Raw genomic sequence first — 18,591 nt, forward strand, 5'->3', positions numbered from 1 at the left:
TCCAGGGCGCGCGCGCCGGCCGCCCAGAGGAGCTCTTGGCTGATGACTGACCGCTTTTAACATAGGATTTTGTTTTTTTCATAGCGAAAACAAAATACTAACTTTGACCAACACAGTCAACCCCATGCTCATGGGCCGACAGAGCGCACATGAGGCTGAGCAACACAAGCTCGTCAACGGTGGCGTTGTCATCCTTGATCGGGGCTGGTCGGTCGCTCGGTAGCCAAACCGATCAGCGAGTGACCACCACCTGATTTGACTCGGCATGATTGCCGACGTTGTCCCACACGCGAATGATGAAGTAATACGTGCCAGGCGGTAGCGAGCGGGGCAAGATCACCTGCTCAACGGTCCCTGCCGGTTGAGGAAACGGGGCATTTGGCAACTTCTGAGCCAGCTTGATATTGTCGGGTGTCATTGGACTGGTCAGGTAACGAATCTCATAGAACATCGCTTGCCCTTGGTCGTCGTCGTCTCCCGTGGCTGTCCAGACAAGCAGTGGCGCATCGTTCGAGCCAAGCACACGCGCATCGCGGATCGGCGCTGGGGCCACTTCGTCGGTTTCGAGCGCGCGCAGCGCATTGACGCGGCCGCCGGCCACCGTGCGTTCGCGAAAATCGGGCAAGCGATCAACGCTGCCGCGCAATCGGTATTTCACCTGTAACGGGGTGAGTGTAGGAAATTGCGAGTAGATCAGTGCGGCAATGCCGCTGACAATCGCTGTAGCGGCCGACGTACCCTGCCACGTGATGTGTCCCGTCTCGCTGCCCAGCGGGATCGGCGCGCGAGCCGTGATACCGAAGATGCCGCTGCCGGGCGCTGCCAGATCCACGCTGGAGCGGCCATAGTTGGCGAAGAATGGCCGACGATTGAATCGGTCGGTGGCCGTCACCGCGATGACGTTGTCCATGGTCGTTGAGTACTGCGCCGGGTAGATGGGCGTTAGGTCGTTATCGGCGCCTTGATTGCCGGCTGCTGCGACGACCAGCAATCCGGCTTGTTGAGCCGCGCGCAAGGCTAGCTCTCGCGTTTGATTAACCGAAGCGCCGCCGAAGCTCATGTTGATCACACGCACGCCGTGCGGCATCATCGCAATCGCATAGTTGATGGCTTGCACTTGCTGTGAGATGTAGATGCCCGTTGCATCGCCAGCCTTCAGTGGCAGAATCCGGCTACCCCAACTGACCCCGGCGGCGTCCAGCGCATTGTTCGTATGCATGGCGGCCAACCCAGCTACCCAAGTTCCGTGCCCGGTTTCCGCCTCAGGGACGTTATCGCGCCGCGTGAAATCCCAACCGATGACATCGTCCACGAGTTGGTTCAGGTCATCGTCAATGCCGTTATCGGGGATTTCGCCCGGATTGACGAAGAGCTTGCCACGCAGGTCTGGATGATCCAGGTCGAAGCCCGCGTCAATCACGGCAATGACCACATCCGGCTCGCCAGTGGTGATGTCCCACGCTTCAGTAGCGAAAATATCAGTCCGCTCACCTGTGCTCAGCGTCGTCGGATTGAGGTGCCACTGTATAGGAAAGAATTGATCGTTTGGGATCAAGCTCGGTTGATCGAGCGAGTCCGGCTCAGCGAATTCGATCAGGTCGGGATAACGTTGCACGAGCAGAGCGGCCAGCCGCTGCGGATTGATAGGTCGCGCAAAGCGCAGCAGCACGGTGCGGTCTAGTCCGTAGGCACGCCACAGCGTCATTGCTTGCGCCGGCGGTGTGAGGCGTAGTCCTTGATTGAGCGGCTGAGCGTTCTCAGACGGCTGACTCAGCGCCGGCGTGAGACGTTCGATTTCACTTAATCCCCATTGAGCTGCGAGTTCGTCCAGTGCCCGGTTGAGCGTTGTCGGCAGCCGTTTCGTCAAAGGCACCGTAGGAATCCAGACGCCTGGTTTGAAACGCACAATCAGGTGATGATCCACATCACCAATGAACGGTCCGGGCTTTGCCGTTGTCAGCCCAGCATGGGGCATGCTCAGGAGCATCGTGACAAGCAGTATTGTCGTTATCCTCATGCGTGACACTTTACCATTTCCTCTGAACGCCGGGCCGTCGCTCATTTTAGGCGAGGCCGGCTCAGTTGACAACCATAGAATGAGTACTCGGCGCTCGTATGCAAAGCCCGAAGGCTCCCGCGCGCATTCAACATGCATCCAACCACGAGGACTAACAGGAAGAGCCTTGGTTAGGCCGCTGATACGTTCACCACGAGGTTGTCAATCAATCGCGCAGGTCCCACGAATACAGCCAGCGCAATCAAACACTCGCCTTCGAGCACAGTCAGCGGATCAAGCGTTTGGGCGTTGACGATTTCGATGTAGTCAATCCGAGCCAGCGGCTCGCGCTGGATCAATTGCCGCATCGCTGCTGTGATCTCCGCCGCTTGTCTCTGCCCGGAATCAATCATCTGCCGGGCATGTTGCAGCGACCTATAGAGAATTGTCGCCGCCTGCCGCTCGTCAGGCTGCAAATACCGATTGCGTGAGCTCATGGCCAATCCGTCCGGTTCGCGCACAATTGGACAAGCCACGATCTCCACATCCAGATTCAAGTCGGCCACCATTTTCCTGATGATGACCAATTGCTGAGCATCTTTTTGACCGAAACAGGCCACATGGGGACGAACGATCTCGAATAACTTCAGCACGACGGTGGTGACGCCACGAAAGTGGCCGGGGCGCGACCGACCGCATAAACGATCGGCCAGTCCCTCCACCGTCACATAGGTCGCATAGCCAGCGGGGTACATCGCCTCAACCGATGGCGCGAAGAGATACTGCACGCCTTCGCGTTCGAGCAACGCGATGTCAGTTTGCAAATCACGTGGATAGCGATTGAAGTCTTCATGGGGGCCAAACTGGGTGGGATTGACAAAGACCGATACGATGACCACGTCGGCGCGTTGCTGCGCAGCGCGAACCAAGCTCAGGTGGCCTTCGTGTAGCGCGCCCATCGTCGGCACGAATCCAATCCGTTGCCCCTGCCGAGCAGTGGCGCGGGCAACGGCTTTCATTGGCGCTACCTCAGTGATGATCTCCATAACCACGTCCTATTCATCGTAGCTGTGCTCATCGGCGGGAAACAAGCCTGTCTTCACCTCATCCACATACTGACGACAAGCCTGCACAATCAAAGGGCCAATCTCGGCATAGACCTTGACGAATCGCGGTCGAAACTTATCAAATACGCCGAGCATATCATGAATAACCAACACCTGCCCGTCACAGTATGGGCCAGCGCCAATACCGATGGTCGGAATGGACACAGACTCGGTGACTCGCCGCGCCAGCGACTTGGGAATCTTCTCCAACACGATGGCAAAGCAGCCGGCGTCCTCCAGCGCGCGAGCGCTATCCAATATCTTTTGCGCATCATCGGGCGTGCGCCCTTGCAACTTATACCCACCGAACTTATGTACAGATTGTGGCGTCAACCCGATATGCCCCATCACCGGAATGCCCGCGCCAACGATTTTCTTGATCGTCGGCACCATGCGACGGCCGCCTTCCAGTTTGACGGCATGGGCGCGCGCTTCTTTCATGAAGCGTCCGGCATTGATCAAGGCTTGTTCGGGATTGACCTGATACGACATGAACGGCATGTCACCAACCACCATCGCCCGCTTGGCCGCGCGGGCGACAATTTCGGTGTGGTACAACATCTGTTCCAACGTCACGGGAATCGTCGTTGAATGCCCGGCAAATACCATCGCCAGCGTGTCACCGACTAACAAAATATCTACACCCGCCTGATCCAAAATCTCCGCCGTCAGGTAATCGTAGGCCGTCAGCATGGCGATTTTTTCTCCATTGGCCTTCATCTGACGCAGCACACTCACTGTGACCTGGTTGAACGGCATGAGCTCCTCCGGAAATACATCCACAGATTCACTGATGACCAGATTTTCAATCAGTCAATCAGTGCTTGTTTTCATCGTTTCTCCCGCGTCGCCACCGGCGACGTGAGCACCTCCTCCTCTTCCGCACGCGAATCACATGATGAGCCAGCAGCGCGTTGTAAGCAAGGTGGCGCCGGCTGTGTCTTGCACGACGCTCTCCCATTGGCCATCACCCACGATGCTTGAGTTCGATCACATTGGACACTCTCTCCTTGCCCTCATCCGCGATACATGGCTTCAATCACGTCGGCATATCTTTCCATAGCCACCTTCCGTTTAATCTTCATGGTTGGCGTCAGCAAGCCGTCTTCAATCGTGAACTCGTTCTGCAAAATAGCAAACTTCTTGATCTGCTCGAATGAGGCAAGCTGTGCATTGCGCTGGGCGACGACGCGCTCCAGCAAGGCACGCACCTGAGGATGACGGACCAGTTCGCTGTAAGGTGTATCATCAAGCCCCTGGCTGGCCGCCCACTGCTGGATGGCCGGCGGATTGAGCGTGATCAACGCCGTCAGATATGGGCGTCGGTCGCCGATGATGATGATCTCGCTGATATATTCAGAAGCTTTGAAAAAATTCTCCAGCTTGGCCGGCGCGATATTTTTCCCGCCTGCTGTGATGATCAAGTTTTTCTTACGATCCGTGATTACCAGATAGCCCTGTTCATCAATCATGCCGACATCGCCTGAGTAGTACCAGCCGTCGCGCAGTGCGCGCGCGGTTTCGTCTGGGTCTTTGAAATAACCTTTGAACACGCCGCCGCCTTTGATCAAGATTTCCCCGTCGTTGGCGATTTTGATCTGCACGCCGGGCAGCGGCACTCCGACCGTGCCGATACGCGGAGACTGAGGGCGATTCATGGTGGCCGGACCGCATGTCTCTGTGGCGCCGTAGCCTTCCAGGAGCGGCAATCCGATGTCACCAAAAAATTCGGCGACATCACGCGCCAGCGGCGCAGCGCCAGAGATGCCGTATCGCGCTCGACCGCCCAGTCGAGCCTTGATCTTGCTAAGCACCAGCCGCTCAGCCAGCGCGTGCTGTAGCGCCAACCACGGAGAGACGCGACGGCCTGACTCCTGAGCCAATCGTCGCGCCCGCCCAACGCCAAGCGCCCAGTGGAAAATTTTCTTGGCCACTGGCGAGCTTTGCTCAACGGCGCTCATGACGCGTGCATGAATCTTTTCATAGAATCGCGGAACGCCGACCAACGTGGAAGGCGCGACCTCTACCAGATTCTCGCCGACCGTTTCCAGGCTTTCGGCAAAGCAGGTCGTACTCCCCATGTAAAGCTGAGCAAACAATCCCATCCGTTCCAACGCATGAGCCAGCGGCAAATAACACAGATAAACATTCTGGTCTGAGAGATACTCACGAAACGCTTCCTCAACGGCCCGCAACACAAACATGATGTTCCCATGCGTGAGCATCACGCCCTTGGGCTGGCCGGTCGTGCCTGACGTGTAAATAATCGTTGCCAGATCATCGGGCGTGATGGCCGCTTGCCATTGAGCGCGTTGCTGCACGGTGGCCGAATCGGCCTCCTCACCCAGCCGGCACACGTCATCAAAGCTGAGCCATCGCGCATCGGATTGGGCGGCGACTGAGTCAAACACAATGACCTTCTCCAACCCGAACAAACGATCTTCAACCGATTTGATTTTGTCCAACTGATCGCGCTGATCCACAATCAGCAATCGCGCTTCCGAATGATTCACGATGTAGGCCACATCATCGGCGACGCTGGTAGCATAAATCGGCACCGTCACAGCGCCGGCTGACAAAATCGCTAAATCGGCAAACATGAACTCAGGCCGATTGCGTGAGAGCAAGCAGACGTTTTCGCCCCGCTTGAGGCCCAAGCGAATCAGGCCAAGACTCAACTGGCGCACGCGCTCGCCACATTCGTGCCAGCTTATGTCGGTGTAACGACCGGCTCGTTTGACGCGCAGGGCCGCGCGCGACCCATAGCGCTTGACCTGATGGTTGAACACCTCAACAATTGTGCTCGCCGCCTGCATATCACCATTGGCGGTGCATTATGACACGGGTGGGGTTTCACTGGCAATTTGTTGGGACAACAACCATCGCTTTGAGTGACTTGACGGTGACACGACCGAAGTGACAGACTCCGGCGCTCGATGGCCGCGACCAAACGCAAACACGATGGCTTCTCGTTCCTGCTGGGAGCGACCGCTTTGACCATTGTCCTCTGGTACGTGCCCTATGCAGACCGGCTCGTTTATCCGCTTCGCATCTTCGTCACATTCATGCATGAGACCGCGCATGCGCTGGCCGCGCTGGCTACAGGCGGCGCTGTTGAACGCATTGAGATTGCTTCCAATGGCAGTGGCCTGACTTACACGCGAGGTGGCTGGAGCCTGTTGATTGCCAGCGCCGGTTACGTGGGCACCATGCTCTATGGTGGACTGCTCCTCATGCTGAGCAAACAGGCGAAGCACGCCAGGCTGGCATTGGTTGGAACGAGTCTGCTCGTGGGATTGGTTACGCTCTTTTGGGTCAAGCCGATTTTGAGTTTCGGGTTCTCGGCAGGTGTGGCCTTGACTATCGGGCTGGCAGCGACCCTCTATCTGGCGACCGCACGAGTAACCCATTTCTTGGTCAGCTTCCTCGGTGTTCAAAGCTGTCTGAACTCGCTCTTCGACTTGAAGACGCTCTTTCTACTCTCGGCTCATACCAATGTGCCAACTGATGCGATGACCTTGGAACAAATGACCATGATCCCGGCGATCCTCTGGGCGTTGGCGTGGGTTGGCATTTCGCTGCTGATCTTGTTCCTAGCGCTGCGCAGCTACCGCTCAGCCTTGCCCAAGCTCTGAATAGGTGGACAAAAGGTCTGGGGGATTTTGGCAGACAGACGTTTTGGTTTGCTCTGCTGTCCCAGACGTTGCACGTCTGGCTACCTTCTTTCCGGCCGCTGACGCGGCCTCCGGATGCTGACCCACCACAGAAGGCGCCACTAAATCGCACCCTCTGGAACTCGCAACTCGCTTGCGCGGCCTCCGGATGCTGACCCACCACAGAAGGCGCCTGTAAGGCGCATCCCCCGGAAGTTGCAGGCCACTGACGCGCCCTCCGAAGGCTGACGCACCCCACTGAGGATGTCATAAAATGCGCACAGAAAATCGTAGACTGCCCGCGTGGGACGTTCTGAGCGTGCTCTCCATGTTGCTTTTCAAACATGGCTTTTCTCCAGTCTATTGGTATAAGCTGTATAGCCTGTGAGCGGTCGTATGAATCTTGAGAAATACTCACGACAAATTCTCTTTGAACCCATTGGCGCGGAAGGGCAACAGAAATTGCTCAACAGTCGCGTCGCTGTCATCGGTTGCGGCGCGCTGGGCGCCGTTCAGGTGGAATCGCTGGCGCGCGCTGGCGTCGGCTTTCTGCGGCTGGCTGACCGCGATTTCGTTGAAGAAAGCAATTTGCAACGGCAGATCATGTTTGATGAATCGGACGCAGCCGAGCGACTGCCGAAAGCCATTGCTTGCCGGCGACGTGTGCAGCGCATCAACTCGATGATCAACGTTGAAGCTATTGTCGCCAACGTTCATCATGCCAATATCGAACAGATCATCAGCGATGTAGACCTCGTGCTGGACGGGACAGACAATTTCGAGACGCGCTACCTGATCAATGACGCGTGCGTTAAGACGGAAACGCCGTGGGTCTATGGCGCGGCCGTCGGCTCCTACGGGCTAACAATGACCATCATCCCTCACCAGACTCCATGCCTGCGCTGCGTGATCGAGACGCTGCCGCCGCCAGGCTCATCACCCACCTGTGACACCGCTGGCGTCATCTTGCCGATCATCTTCACCATCGCTTCGATTCAGGTCACGGAAGCGATCAAAATTCTGACCGGCCAGCTCGATCAATTGCATCATTCCATTATTCAAATTGACTTATGGCAACACGCTTACAATCGGATTCGGCTCGGCTCGTTACGAGACAAATCAGATTGCCCGGCGTGTAAGCGCGGCCAGTTTGAATTTCTCGACGCCAAGGCTGGCCACCTGGCTTCGGGACTGTGCGGCCGTCATGCTGTGTACATTTCGCCGAGTCAGCGCGTCACGATTGACCTGCCCACATTGGCCGAACGCTTGAAGGCTGTCGGCTCGGTTAAACTCACAGCTCATTTACTCACCGTCAAGCTGGACGAGTACGAAATCAATCTCTTTGCTGATGGTCACTGCATCGTCAAAGGGACAACCGATGTGGAGACGGCGCGCCGTTTGTACACGCGCTATATCGGCAGTTGACCATCACTCAAGTTCACCACGTTCGTAGGCCATAACAGGGACATTCTGTGGTTTTGATGCCAGGTTGACTATCACTCGAGTTCACCATGCTCGTAGGCCGGCCAATCCCAATCCGCTCAGCGCAACGTGCGCCAAAATCGGCGCGATCAACGATCGTCGCCACAAGTAGACAACACAGAGCCAACCGCCGACATACAAACTACTCGGCACGACAAACCAATCCAATGCTACTGCCTCGCCCAATCCAAACGCAGTGTAGGCCAAGACTGCTATCACCACCGAGCTACTCAAACGATAGAGCCGATGCAGCTCGGTCAGCACGTAACCGCGCCAGACGATTTCCTCACACACCGCGATGATGATCACATGAATCCACTGCACTGGCGCTGCGAGAGATGGCAACGCGGCAGTTGGCACGTTGATGTTGAACCATCGGAGCAACCAGACGGGCATCAGAGCGATCAACCATAATCCACATCCCACCAACAGACCGATCAATGCTTCGCGCCCAAACCAATCGGTTGTCAAGCCAATCTCGGCCAGATGCCGCTTCTGCTGTCGCAGCCGCCAAATTACCCACACAAGCAAACCAACATCGGCTGTGAGCCTCACCCACGGGCGAACGGGAGCGCCCAGCAGATGATGATTGATCAACCACAATGCCATCCACCACACCGGCGCGCAGGCCACGAACCACCAGATACACCACCGAGGCATGCGCACCCGACTGTGCGAGAGGGATGATGAGACGGCCGGCTGCTCACTCATAGCCACGCCCTATAACTGAACGAGGGTCTGCCGTGGGCGATGCACGCGCATCTGGTCAACGGCGCGCAGCACGTCATCTACCAGCGAGGCAACCGACCACGCTGATTCGACGCACAGTATATTCACCGGCGCAGGCCCACCCGGCGTCCACCGTTCGACAAATCGTCGGGAGGGATAGCCGGCAAAAATGACCGTCGTCGGAATGCCCAACGCCGCCGCAATGTGCTGCCCCGCAGAATCGTAACCGATATACTGGTCTGAATGAGCCACCAGCGCGCTGAACCGTCCAATGCCGCCGTGCCAGGTGAACAGGTCAGCATCAAGATCATCCAACGCAACTCGTGCTGAGGCGTTCCTCTCGTCCAGTTCAATGACCCGACGCCCTTGTTGGCAAACGGCTCGTATGATCGAATCCACGCGCTGAACCTCTTGGGCGCCCACACCTTTATCTACAACGAGAGCCGCTCCTGTTTGAAGCAATCTCGACACCAGCTCCAATTCAAATGACTCGTTGAGGCATTTTCGCGGATTACCGCCGACGCCCAAGCTGAGCGTAATCAGGTCACGCGGACGTTTCGCGCGAATCCGCTCAACCACGGTCTTGCCAAAAACCACGTCATCACGCCTCAACCAGACGCATGGATAAAGCCGCTGGCCTTCGCCAAACGTTTCATCGGCCCACGTTGCCGCCAACTGGCTCAACCCGGACAGCCCATCTTTTTGATAACTCCGGCTCTCAAAAAAGTAGGAATGCCTTTCATCCTGCGCCAATGGTAACAGCCCCAACTGAGTGAGTCGTGAATCGGGATCAACGATCAAAAATTCATCGTGGGACAATCCCGTTGCCAGCTCTTTGATCGTTTCAACCACGGCGATCCAACTTGCTAAACGCTCCAGCAGACTGCTGCCACGGTGGTAATCGAGCCGATGAATCCGAAGGGAGGCGCTGCCGCCGAACAATTCATTCGCCTTCTCGCTCCCCAGCAGGATGATCTCAGCGGACGGCATGAGCTGCCGTAGCTTCTGCCAGATGATGCTGGTGATTTCCACATCAGCCCCAAGCGTGACGCGGGACAGGATGAACGCTCTCTTGATGCGACCAGTTCGAGCCGGATCACATGGCTTGATCTGGCGGACTGTTTGCATGCGTTGATTGAGGTCACGCGTTGATTGGAGGCCGAATTGGTTCAATTGCCTGTTAAGTTTCTGTTGCTGGGGAAGCTGTCGGCAAAACTCAATCACGTGGGCAAAGATGGCATAGTAGGAGGCACAATCACTCGGCTCGAACGAATCCGACAGTGGTTCAACAACGTCACGGAACAAAGCATTCAGGCCGGGCGCAGCCAGCGTCTCATCGTCGAGCGTCGCGATCTCGCAGAGCAAGCGGAGCGCCTCAGCGCAAACCAGCGGGCGACACGCCATGAGGTCGGTAGCCGCATCCGCGGCCCACTCGTTGACTTGTTCAAGCGCAAGGCGACCGGCTTGCCTGGCGCGGTGGAAGGCCTGCAATCGAATATGCGCTTGCTGCTTGACCTCTTTGACACGGACTGGTTCAGCCATACGAAATAAAGGCCAATTGTAGCCAACGGCCTCAGGCTGTGCTAGGCTAGTGCATCTACCAAGCCAACAGAAAACAGCAACAAGCAGTTTATGATGAAACCGGTGAAATTCGTCATTCCGAAAGGTTCATTGGAAAAAGCGACGTTCGCGCTGCTGGAACGCGCCTGGTATGAAATTCACGGGCAGGATCGCACCTACCGGCCAATGGTCAATGATCCGCAGATTGCCCTGAAGCTGCTACGGCCACAGGAAATTCCTATCTTCGTCGCCGAAGGACTGCATGACGTCGGCATCACCGGCCAGGACTGGATCCGCGAGACCCAAGCCGACGTCGAAGTGCTGATGAATTTGCAATACGGAAAAATCAAGCTGGTCATGGCTGTGCCGAGAGATTACCAGGTCAACTCGCTCAGCGGGCTGATCAAAAAATATGCCGACGGACACAAGCGGCTGCGCATCTCAACCGAGTATTTGAACATTGCCGCTGAGCACATCAAAGCGAATCCGGCCTATCGTAAACTGTTCGGCGCGACTGACCCGATGATGATTACGCCGTGGTGGCACAAGGGCGACAATCCCCGCGTCGGCATTTATCTCTCGTTCGGCGCGACGGAAGCCAAGCCGCCGGAAGACACCGACGCAATCCTGGACGTCACCGAGACCGGCACGACGCTGGAGCGAAATAATCTGCGCATCATCGAAACGGTGATGGAATCCTCAGCCGTGTTAATCGCCAATAAGCGATCGCTCGGCGATCAGCGGAAGCGGGAGAAAATCTTCGACATCGTGACACTGCTCAAAGGCGTCATTGATAGCAATACCAAGCTGCACATCTTCGTCAATGTCAAACACGAAAATCTGCAGAAGTTGCTCAAGCAGTTACCCGGACTTAAGGGGCCGACGGTCAGTCCGTTGTCAACCAAAGGTTGGTATTCCGTCAACACGATCATTGACAAAAGTCAGTTTCTGCGCCTACTGCCCATCTTGCGCCGACTTGCCCAAGGTTTGGTCGTGCATGAACCCAAACAAATTCTTCCGCTCGAGGAAATCAGCCGGAGCGAAGATTCACCGTCATAACATGCCTGTTTCTATCCACCAACTCACGCGAAGAAACCTTGACCAGCTTCTCGTCCGACTGCGTCCGCACCGGATCGTGGATCAAGCTGTGCAATCGCGCGTGCGGGTGATCATTGATGATGTTGCCCGTCGAGGTGACGCAGCATTGCTTCAGTACACGGCTCAGTTCGACGGCGTCGTGTTGCATCCTGAGGAACTGCGCGTTCAAGGGCGTGAGTTTGACCAGGCTCGGCGTCAGGTCACCGGTGAGCAATTGGCCGCGCTGAAAGTATCGTTGGCCAACATCAGGAAAGTCGAGCAACACAGGTTGGCGCGATTGTCAGGTCGGATGCAGACAAGCCCCGGCGTGAGCGTGCGAGCCACCGTTCGACCGCTCAGCAGCGTTGGCTGCTACGTGCCTGGCGGGCGCGCCGTTTATCCAAGTTCCGTCTTGATGAATGTTGTGCCAGCGCAGGTAGCCGGCGTCAAACGCATCGTGCTGTGCTCGCCGCCGTCGGCAACAAAAACGATTCATCCACTGATTCTGGTGGCTGCCAAGCTGTGTGGCGTTCATGAAGTCTATCGCGTCGGTGGCGCGCAGGCGATTGCCGCGCTGGCCTTCGGCACGCAGACAATCAAACCAGTGCAAAAAATCATCGGACCGGGCAGTGCGTATGTCGCCGCCGCCAAGCTGGCCGTGTCTGATCGTGTGGCGATTGATGCGCCGGCCGGGCCGAGCGAACTGCTGGTCATTGCTGATGAAACAGCCGACCCGGTCAACGTCGCGGCCGACATGCTCTCTCAGGCGGAACATGGCCATGACAGCATTGTTGGGCTGGTGACAACCTCATCGAAACTAGCTAAACAGGTTGTGGCGGCGCTCCGTGAACGATTGGATGCAGTGGAGCGGTCGGCAACGATTGCGCAGGCGCTGGCCCAGAACGGCTTCGTGCTGACTTGCAACAGCATGAAACTGGCCGTCGAGTTCACCAACGGGTTTGCGCCTGAGCATCTGGAGATCATCGCCCGACAGGCTCACTCGCTTGCCAATGAGATTGAGGCAGCGGGCTTGATCCTGCTTGGCAACTATTCGCCGGTGGCGGCCAGCGATTATGTTGTTGGCTCCAATCACGTCCTGCCGACGGGCGGCGCAGCAAAAACCTATTCAGGGTTATCCGTCATTGATTTTGTGCGGCGAGTCAACATCGTGCACTGCTCGCGCAAAGGACTCAAGGGTCTGATGCCGTCACTCAGAGCGCTGGCGCTGGCCGAAGGTCTGCCCAATCATTATCGCGCCGCCGCCGAGCGGTTCAGACACAGAAGGCAGTAGGGAGCAAACGGGAAGCAGTGGTCAGTAGAATGAGTAACGACGGCGGAGCATGCCAATAAACTCCATTGTCTACTGAATGCCAACTACCGTTAGGTGTTCTATATGATCAGCGTAGCTCACAATAGTTGGCGAGAAGTATAGTAAAATGGCAACAGCCTGCTCGGCGGGCGACAAGTCATATTGATATGGAGAACTGATGGCAAACCCTACCAAAAACTATCGGAGGACATTGGAAGAGCTTGAAGAGGTAGCGTCCAAGTTTTGGCCCGCTGAACTGTCTGAGCTTGAAGCCAAGCTGAGTGTCATTCCGTTATTGCTGGAGACGCAGGATCAGTTTATTAGCATCCTCAGCGTGAAAACACCCAACTTGGCCAATTTATTCAGCATTCTAGAAGCTTCAAGCCTGCCCGCAAATCTGTTTCTCAAGCACCTAGCCATCCTCGCTGACTTTGGTGGCGAACTCCTACAGCGAGTGAGCCGTGAATTTGAGATGCTTTTTCCCGAAGGCAAATTGAGTTACTACTGGCAAGGGAAGCCACACAGCTATATCTTCCGATCTTTGCCCCGTCCTAAGTTCAGTAACCAAAACCTTCATATTGACGGGAGGCACCTGCTTGAGCCACACCCTCTGGATGACTTAAAGAGAGACGCTATTGCCTTGCTCCTATTTGGTAGCGCATATAGCGGTGAGCATCAAAAAGTCGCCGAAGCGTTGGCCAAGTGCGAGATTGGAGATTACCTGGGGAAATCGGACGAACTGGCGAATTTTGTCAAGCAACGGTATCTTTGGGTGAGCCGAATCACCGGCGGAGCAAAGGCGAATAACTTGGGGCAGTTAGCTCAGAGGTTCGTGGCCGAGTACATAGAGAATAACCTTGGATTAGATCATGTAGAGGTCAGGTCGAGTGGCCGTATACCGGGAGTCACTCATACAGACCCACTGACCGGGCGTGAAACTTCATTCGACTTGGTTGTGACTAATGGGGCGAGATATGTGGCAGTCGAGGTCAGTTTCCAAGTAACGACCAATAGCACTATTGAGCGCAAAGCAGGCCAAGCAAAGGGCCGTTATGAGCAAATTGAGAAGGCGGGGCATCGGATAGCGTATGTCATTGATGGCGCAGGCAACTTCCAAAGGGAAACTGCAATGAAGACCATGCTTTCACATAGCCACTGTTCAGTAGCCTTCTCTCGTAGCGAGCTGGAGGTTCTTTGCAATTTTCTGAGAGATTTCTTTGCAGAAGATTCGCAATGAGGTTAAGCAATGGCGCATCTTTCAGAAGGTAGTCATCCTCTTGTGGCACAATACATCTCTGTCCAGAGCGACGAACACCTGTGCAGTTTGGTGCGTAGGTTCCCTGATGTTTGCATGTTAATACTGCCGCCGTGTGCTGAGCCCGATCAATATCGAAGACCCCTACAAGACATTGGGAGTGTGGTTGCCGGTGTTGCTCAAGAGTTAGGTCCGGATGCAACGCTGATTACCGTAGGTGAAGTTATTGACTTAGTGCAAGTGCAAGCGGCTATGCCTGCCGCAGTGCGATACCAGCATTGGATAGCCATCAAGCGCGCGTCTCCCAGAAGAGTTGACCAGCGTTCCTTGCCGAATCATCATTTTGGTGCTTTGATCCACACCAGGTATCAGCAGTCCTTACGCCATACTAAGACCAGGATAAAATACACGTACTGTCCCGCCTGTCATAAGACTACGAAGGATTACGGTGGCAAGAAACATACTTACCACGAGTATGGCACGTTAGTGTCAGATGTGTGGCGTGACGTGGTGTGTGATCTGGAAGGCGATCTCACACCTATCATTGACCGATTTCGAGATCTTTTTGGGATTGATTCTTACAAGGAACTGTTAATCCTCGACTGCCGCCAGAGGGACGTTAAACGAGTGCCAGCGCAGTACAGTCTAAAGTCTGATTGGAACGCTAGCTTTATTGTCGGGCGAGAGGGCTCCCCTAAATATGAAGCAGCCCAACCTGTGATGTCGCAGTCCCGCCTTTTTCCCTATGACTTCTCAGACCACATCTATGAAGCCACGGAAAGCAAGTTGCCTGCGCATCTGATGAACCAGGTGTTGCATGGTGACTGCTTGCAGTGGCTGCGAGAAATTCCGGATGACAGCGTCGACTTTGTCTTTGCCGATCCACCTTACAACCTGGGAAAGAACTATCTGGGTTACTCGGATGACCTAGAGATCAGAGAGTACTTCAACTGGTGCGATCAGTGGATTGCTGAGTTGGTCCGTGTCTTAAAACCAGGGCGCACGCTCACACTTCTGAATATCCCCCTCTGGGCGATCCGGCACTTTCTGTTTATGGATTCAACTCTCCAGTTTCAAAATTGGATTGTTTGGGACGCATTGGCTTTCCCTGTGCGTTTGATAATGCCAGCTCATTACACAATTCTGGCGTTTTCTAAGGGGAAGCCCCGCGAGCTACCGGGCTTGATCGGGGAAGCGGATCCGGTAGATGTTCAAAGTGCCCCAGATATGTTCAAAGCTTTGGAACCACTGGCCGAGGGGTATTGTCTCCGTGCCACATGCGTAAAACGGCGACGAGCTTCACAGGCGACTGACCGCGGACCGCTTACTGATTTGTGGTGGGATATTCACCGCCTGAAACACAATACTCGCCGTGTAGATCATCCAACTCAACTCCCACCACATCTTATGTACCGGCTGATCGCCATTTTCACCAAGCGTGGTGAGGTAGTCCTGGATTGTTTCAATGGAGCGGGAACGACAACTCTCGCTGCTCATCAGATGGAGCGCTGCTACGTCGGAATTGAGAAGTCAAAAAAGTATTGTGACACGGCGAGGAACCGTCATGAGGAGATATTCAGAGGCCTGAACCCATTTCGTAAAGCATTCCGGGAACTCACTGCCAAGAACAGCCCTGTCCCACGGCTACCTAAACAGAAATATGAGGTTCCCAAGAAAACATTGCAACTGGAAGTTAAGCGAGTGGCACAGCAGTTGGGGCATCTGCCCAGTCGTGATGAGCTTGCTCAGTACGGCAAGTTTCCAATCAGGTATTACGATGAGTATTTCATAAGCTGGGGCGAGGTTTGCGCTGCCGCCCGTACTACAGGCATGACGGAAGAGTTACCGTCCTCTGTGAATCGCCAATCCTCAGTGTCTGAAACACAATTAAGGCTGAGTTTTGAATTGAACAACCATAGCGATGAAAGGTAGAAGATGCACCTAATCACAGGCTCAGAGGGCACAGGTTTGCGCCGCCGCCGAGCGGTTCAGACAACGCCGTCGGCAGACAACCGATACACAACAGAACAAGGCAGCCGGCAGCCAACAACAACGCAATAAACCACCACGACCGGCTCTGGCCTAACGCCTTGATCACATGGACGAGAAAGTACGAAAACGACTCCAACAACTAGAACGGCTCGAAGGCTACGTCATGCCTGACTCCACGCCGCTGGAGGGTCAACCTGCGGCTCCGGCTGACATCATCAAGCTGGACGCCAACGAAAATGTGTTCCTGACCAAAGACTGGCTGCATGCGTTGGCCATGGAGGTCATTGAAGAATTGGACCCGCGCTTTTACTCGACCCATGAGTATCAGCAACTGGTGCGCGCCCTGAGCATACGTCACGACATCACCCCGCAGCATATCGTGCTCGGCAACGGCGGCGATCAAATTATTGACTTCGTCGCCAAGACGTTTCTTGATGTTGGCTCAATAGCTGTGTCTGTTGAGCCGACATACTCTTTCTATCGCCTGCGGGCCAAGTTGGCCGGCGCACAGTATGTCACCGTTCCGCTGAACGATGACTTTTCGCTGAATGTCAACCGGCTGCTCGACGCGGCCCGCGACGCAAGCATGATGTTGCTGTGCTCGCCCAACAATCCGACAGGCAATCAATTTGCCGCCGAGCACCTCAGAGAAGTGTTGCAGGCGTTTGATGGCATCGTGTTTGTGGACGAAGCTTACGCTGACTTCGCCGACGAGAACCTGGTTCACTGGGTCGCCGAGTTCGAGCATCTGGTGATTTTGCGCACATTCTCGAAGGCGTTTGGCTTAGCCGGGCTGCGGCTCGGATACTTAGTGGCTCATCCGACACTGGCGCGGCCGTTCGCCGAAAAAATTCAATACCCTTATCCGGTCAGCGCATTCACGCTAGCTCTGGCGTTGAAACTCATGCAACAGATTGACGTTGTCCAAGCCGCCATTGAACGCATGAAGAGCGAACGCGCGCGGCTCATCCGAGAGCTGGCATCAATCGAAGGCATCAGCCCATTTCAATCCCAGAGTAACTTCGTGCTCTTCCAACTGGCATTGCCAGCAGAGAGGGTTCACAGCCAGCTCATTGACCAAGGCATCTTCTTGAAACATGTGGGCACGGTGTTGGGCATGAACAACTGCCTGCGAACGACAGTCGGCACGCCGCCAATGAACGATCGGCTCCTAGAAACATTGCGGCGAATCTGTCAGAGTTAGCCATTCTGGCTTATAATCTCCCGCCCTATGCGTACAGCCAATGTCACCAGAGAAACGCGCGAGACGCAGATTTCTGTTCAGGTCAATGTGGATGGCAGCGGGCAGCATCAGGTTGACACTGAAGTCAAATTCCTCACCCATCTTCTCGAGCTGCTGGCCACACACAGCCTGTTCGACATTACGGTTCACGCGCGGGGCGACCTCGTTCATCATCTGGTCGAAGATGTGGCGTTGACGCTCGGCCAAGCACTGAACCAAGCGCTCGGTGATCGGACGGGCATCGCTCGATTCGGCTGGGCGATGGTTCCACTGGACGAGTCGCTCGCCTACGCGAGCGTTGATCTGGCTCGACGACCATACCACGTGATTGACCTGAAAATTGACAAGAATGGCGTCGAAGATATGGCTCGCGAGGACATCTACCACTTCACACGCTCGCTGGCCACAGCCATGGAAGCAACCGTTCATATCATTGTCCAACACGGCGACAATGATCATCACAAAATCGAATCGGGGATCAAGGCATTGGCATGGGCGTTGCGTCAGGCCGTTGCTCACGATCCACGACGCAGCGGTGTGCCCAGTTCCAAGGGGGTCATCTGATGACGCGCATCCTGATCCTTGATTACGGCGTCGGCAATCTGTTTAGCCTCAGCAGCGCGATTGAGCGAGAAGGCGCCACGCCACTGATCAGCGCCGAGATTCCATCCGATCTCTCTTTCGACGGACTGATCTTGCCTGGTGTAGGGAATTTCTCGCCGGTCGCTGCCCGGCTCCGCGGGCTGCGTGAGCCAATCGAACGAGTCGTTGAAAGCGGGCGTCCCCTGCTGGGCGTGTGTCTTGGCATGCAAATTCTTTTCCATCGTAGCGAAGAAGGCGAAGGCGAAGGACTGGGCTTGATCGCCGGAGACGTAGTGAAGTTGCCCGCTTTCGTCAAGACGCCACACATGGGCTGGAATAACCTTGAGCGAGTTCGATTGCATCCACTGCTTGACGAGGTTGCTGACGACGGCTGGGTTTATTTCGTTCATTCGTACTATCCGCAACCAGAAGATGAACAAGTAGTGCTGGCACGAACACACTACGGCATTTCATTCCCGGTGATGGTTGCGCGCGAGAACGTCTACGGGATGCAGTTTCATCCTGAAAAATCCGGTCAAACAGGCCGGACCGTGCTGAGAAATTTTTTGCGCCTCTGCGCGCGTTAGCCTAGCTCAGATCATTCAAT

Annotated in this window: 15 protein-coding genes; 9 read left to right on the top strand and 6 right to left on the bottom strand. The window is 55.5% G+C overall.

The features are described 5' to 3' along the window. Window positions 1-232: 232 nt before the first annotated feature. The 4 genes from NZ823_17875 to NZ823_17890 form a co-directional block, all read right to left on the bottom strand. Window positions 233-2,017, bottom strand: a complete 1,785-nt coding sequence (locus tag NZ823_17875; GenBank protein ID MCS6806994.1) for a S8 family serine peptidase — start codon at window positions 2,015-2,017, stop codon at window positions 233-235. A gap of 170 nt (window positions 2,018-2,187) precedes the next feature. After that, window positions 2,188-3,042, bottom strand: coding sequence for a pantoate--beta-alanine ligase (gene panC / locus NZ823_17880; GenBank protein ID MCS6806995.1), 855 nt, complete (start codon window positions 3,040-3,042; stop codon window positions 2,188-2,190). A gap of 9 nt (window positions 3,043-3,051) precedes the next feature. After that, window positions 3,052-3,861 carry a 3-methyl-2-oxobutanoate hydroxymethyltransferase gene (gene panB / locus NZ823_17885; GenBank protein MCS6806996.1) on the bottom strand — a complete coding sequence of 270 codons (810 nt, stop codon included), beginning with the start codon at window positions 3,859-3,861 and terminating at the stop codon, window positions 3,052-3,054. 257 nt (window positions 3,862-4,118) lie between these two features. After that, complete coding sequence (locus NZ823_17890; GenBank protein ID MCS6806997.1) at window positions 4,119-5,918, bottom strand: long-chain fatty acid--CoA ligase; 1,800 nt, start codon at window positions 5,916-5,918, stop codon at window positions 4,119-4,121. A gap of 120 nt (window positions 5,919-6,038) precedes the next feature. Here NZ823_17890 and NZ823_17895 point away from each other — a divergent pair, with 120 nt between their 5' ends. Both NZ823_17895 and NZ823_17900 read left to right on the top strand, forming a co-directional pair. Next, a complete protein-coding gene (locus NZ823_17895) occupies window positions 6,039-6,737 on the top strand; it encodes a M50 family metallopeptidase (protein ID MCS6806998.1) in 699 nt (232 codons plus the stop codon). 414 nt (window positions 6,738-7,151) lie between these two features. Then, window positions 7,152-8,180, top strand: a complete 1,029-nt coding sequence (locus tag NZ823_17900; GenBank protein ID MCS6806999.1) for a ThiF family adenylyltransferase — start codon at window positions 7,152-7,154, stop codon at window positions 8,178-8,180. 81 nt (window positions 8,181-8,261) lie between these two features. On the opposite strand, the gene NZ823_17905 is transcribed toward NZ823_17900, so the two are convergent. Beyond that, window positions 8,262-8,948: a CPBP family intramembrane metalloprotease gene (locus tag NZ823_17905; protein ID MCS6807000.1), complete on the bottom strand. Its 687-nt coding sequence runs from the start codon at window positions 8,946-8,948 to the stop codon at window positions 8,262-8,264. A 9-nt stretch (window positions 8,949-8,957) separates the two neighbouring features. Further along, window positions 8,958-10,508: a hypothetical protein gene (locus NZ823_17910; GenBank protein MCS6807001.1), complete on the bottom strand. Its 1,551-nt coding sequence runs from the start codon at window positions 10,506-10,508 to the stop codon at window positions 8,958-8,960. A gap of 93 nt (window positions 10,509-10,601) precedes the next feature. Between NZ823_17910 and hisG the strand changes: the two genes are divergently transcribed. From hisG to hisH, 7 genes are all read left to right on the top strand, one after another. Further along, window positions 10,602-11,585: an ATP phosphoribosyltransferase gene (gene hisG, locus NZ823_17915; GenBank protein ID MCS6807002.1), complete on the top strand. Its 984-nt coding sequence runs from the start codon at window positions 10,602-10,604 to the stop codon at window positions 11,583-11,585. After that, window positions 11,524-12,894 (top strand): histidinol dehydrogenase, encoded by a 1,371-nt coding sequence (hisD, locus tag NZ823_17920; GenBank protein MCS6807003.1) that lies wholly within the window; start codon window positions 11,524-11,526, stop codon window positions 12,892-12,894. The genes hisG and hisD overlap by 62 nt, the downstream gene beginning before the upstream one ends. Window positions 12,895-13,090: 196 nt before the next feature. Then, window positions 13,091-14,149, top strand: a complete 1,059-nt coding sequence (locus NZ823_17925; GenBank protein ID MCS6807004.1) for a restriction endonuclease — start codon at window positions 13,091-13,093, stop codon at window positions 14,147-14,149. Window positions 14,150-14,158: 9 nt separating this feature from the next. Beyond that, window positions 14,159-16,099, top strand: a complete 1,941-nt coding sequence (locus tag NZ823_17930; GenBank protein ID MCS6807005.1) for a site-specific DNA-methyltransferase — start codon at window positions 14,159-14,161, stop codon at window positions 16,097-16,099. 166 nt (window positions 16,100-16,265) lie between these two features. Continuing rightward, the gene (hisC, locus tag NZ823_17935; GenBank protein ID MCS6807006.1) at window positions 16,266-17,363 is read left to right on the top strand and encodes a histidinol-phosphate transaminase; all 1,098 of its coding nucleotides are present in this window, start codon (window positions 16,266-16,268) and stop codon (window positions 17,361-17,363) included. Between the two features lie 27 nt (window positions 17,364-17,390). Beyond that, window positions 17,391-17,966 (top strand): imidazoleglycerol-phosphate dehydratase HisB, encoded by a 576-nt coding sequence (gene hisB / locus NZ823_17940; GenBank protein ID MCS6807007.1) that lies wholly within the window; start codon window positions 17,391-17,393, stop codon window positions 17,964-17,966. Beyond that, window positions 17,966-18,571 (top strand): imidazole glycerol phosphate synthase subunit HisH, encoded by a 606-nt coding sequence (hisH, locus tag NZ823_17945; protein ID MCS6807008.1) that lies wholly within the window; start codon window positions 17,966-17,968, stop codon window positions 18,569-18,571. The genes hisB and hisH overlap by 1 nt, the downstream gene beginning before the upstream one ends. Window positions 18,572-18,591: the final 20 nt, after the last annotated feature.

The organism is Blastocatellia bacterium (assembly GCA_025054955.1).
Lineage (GTDB): Bacteria > Acidobacteriota > Blastocatellia > HR10 > J050 > JANWZE01.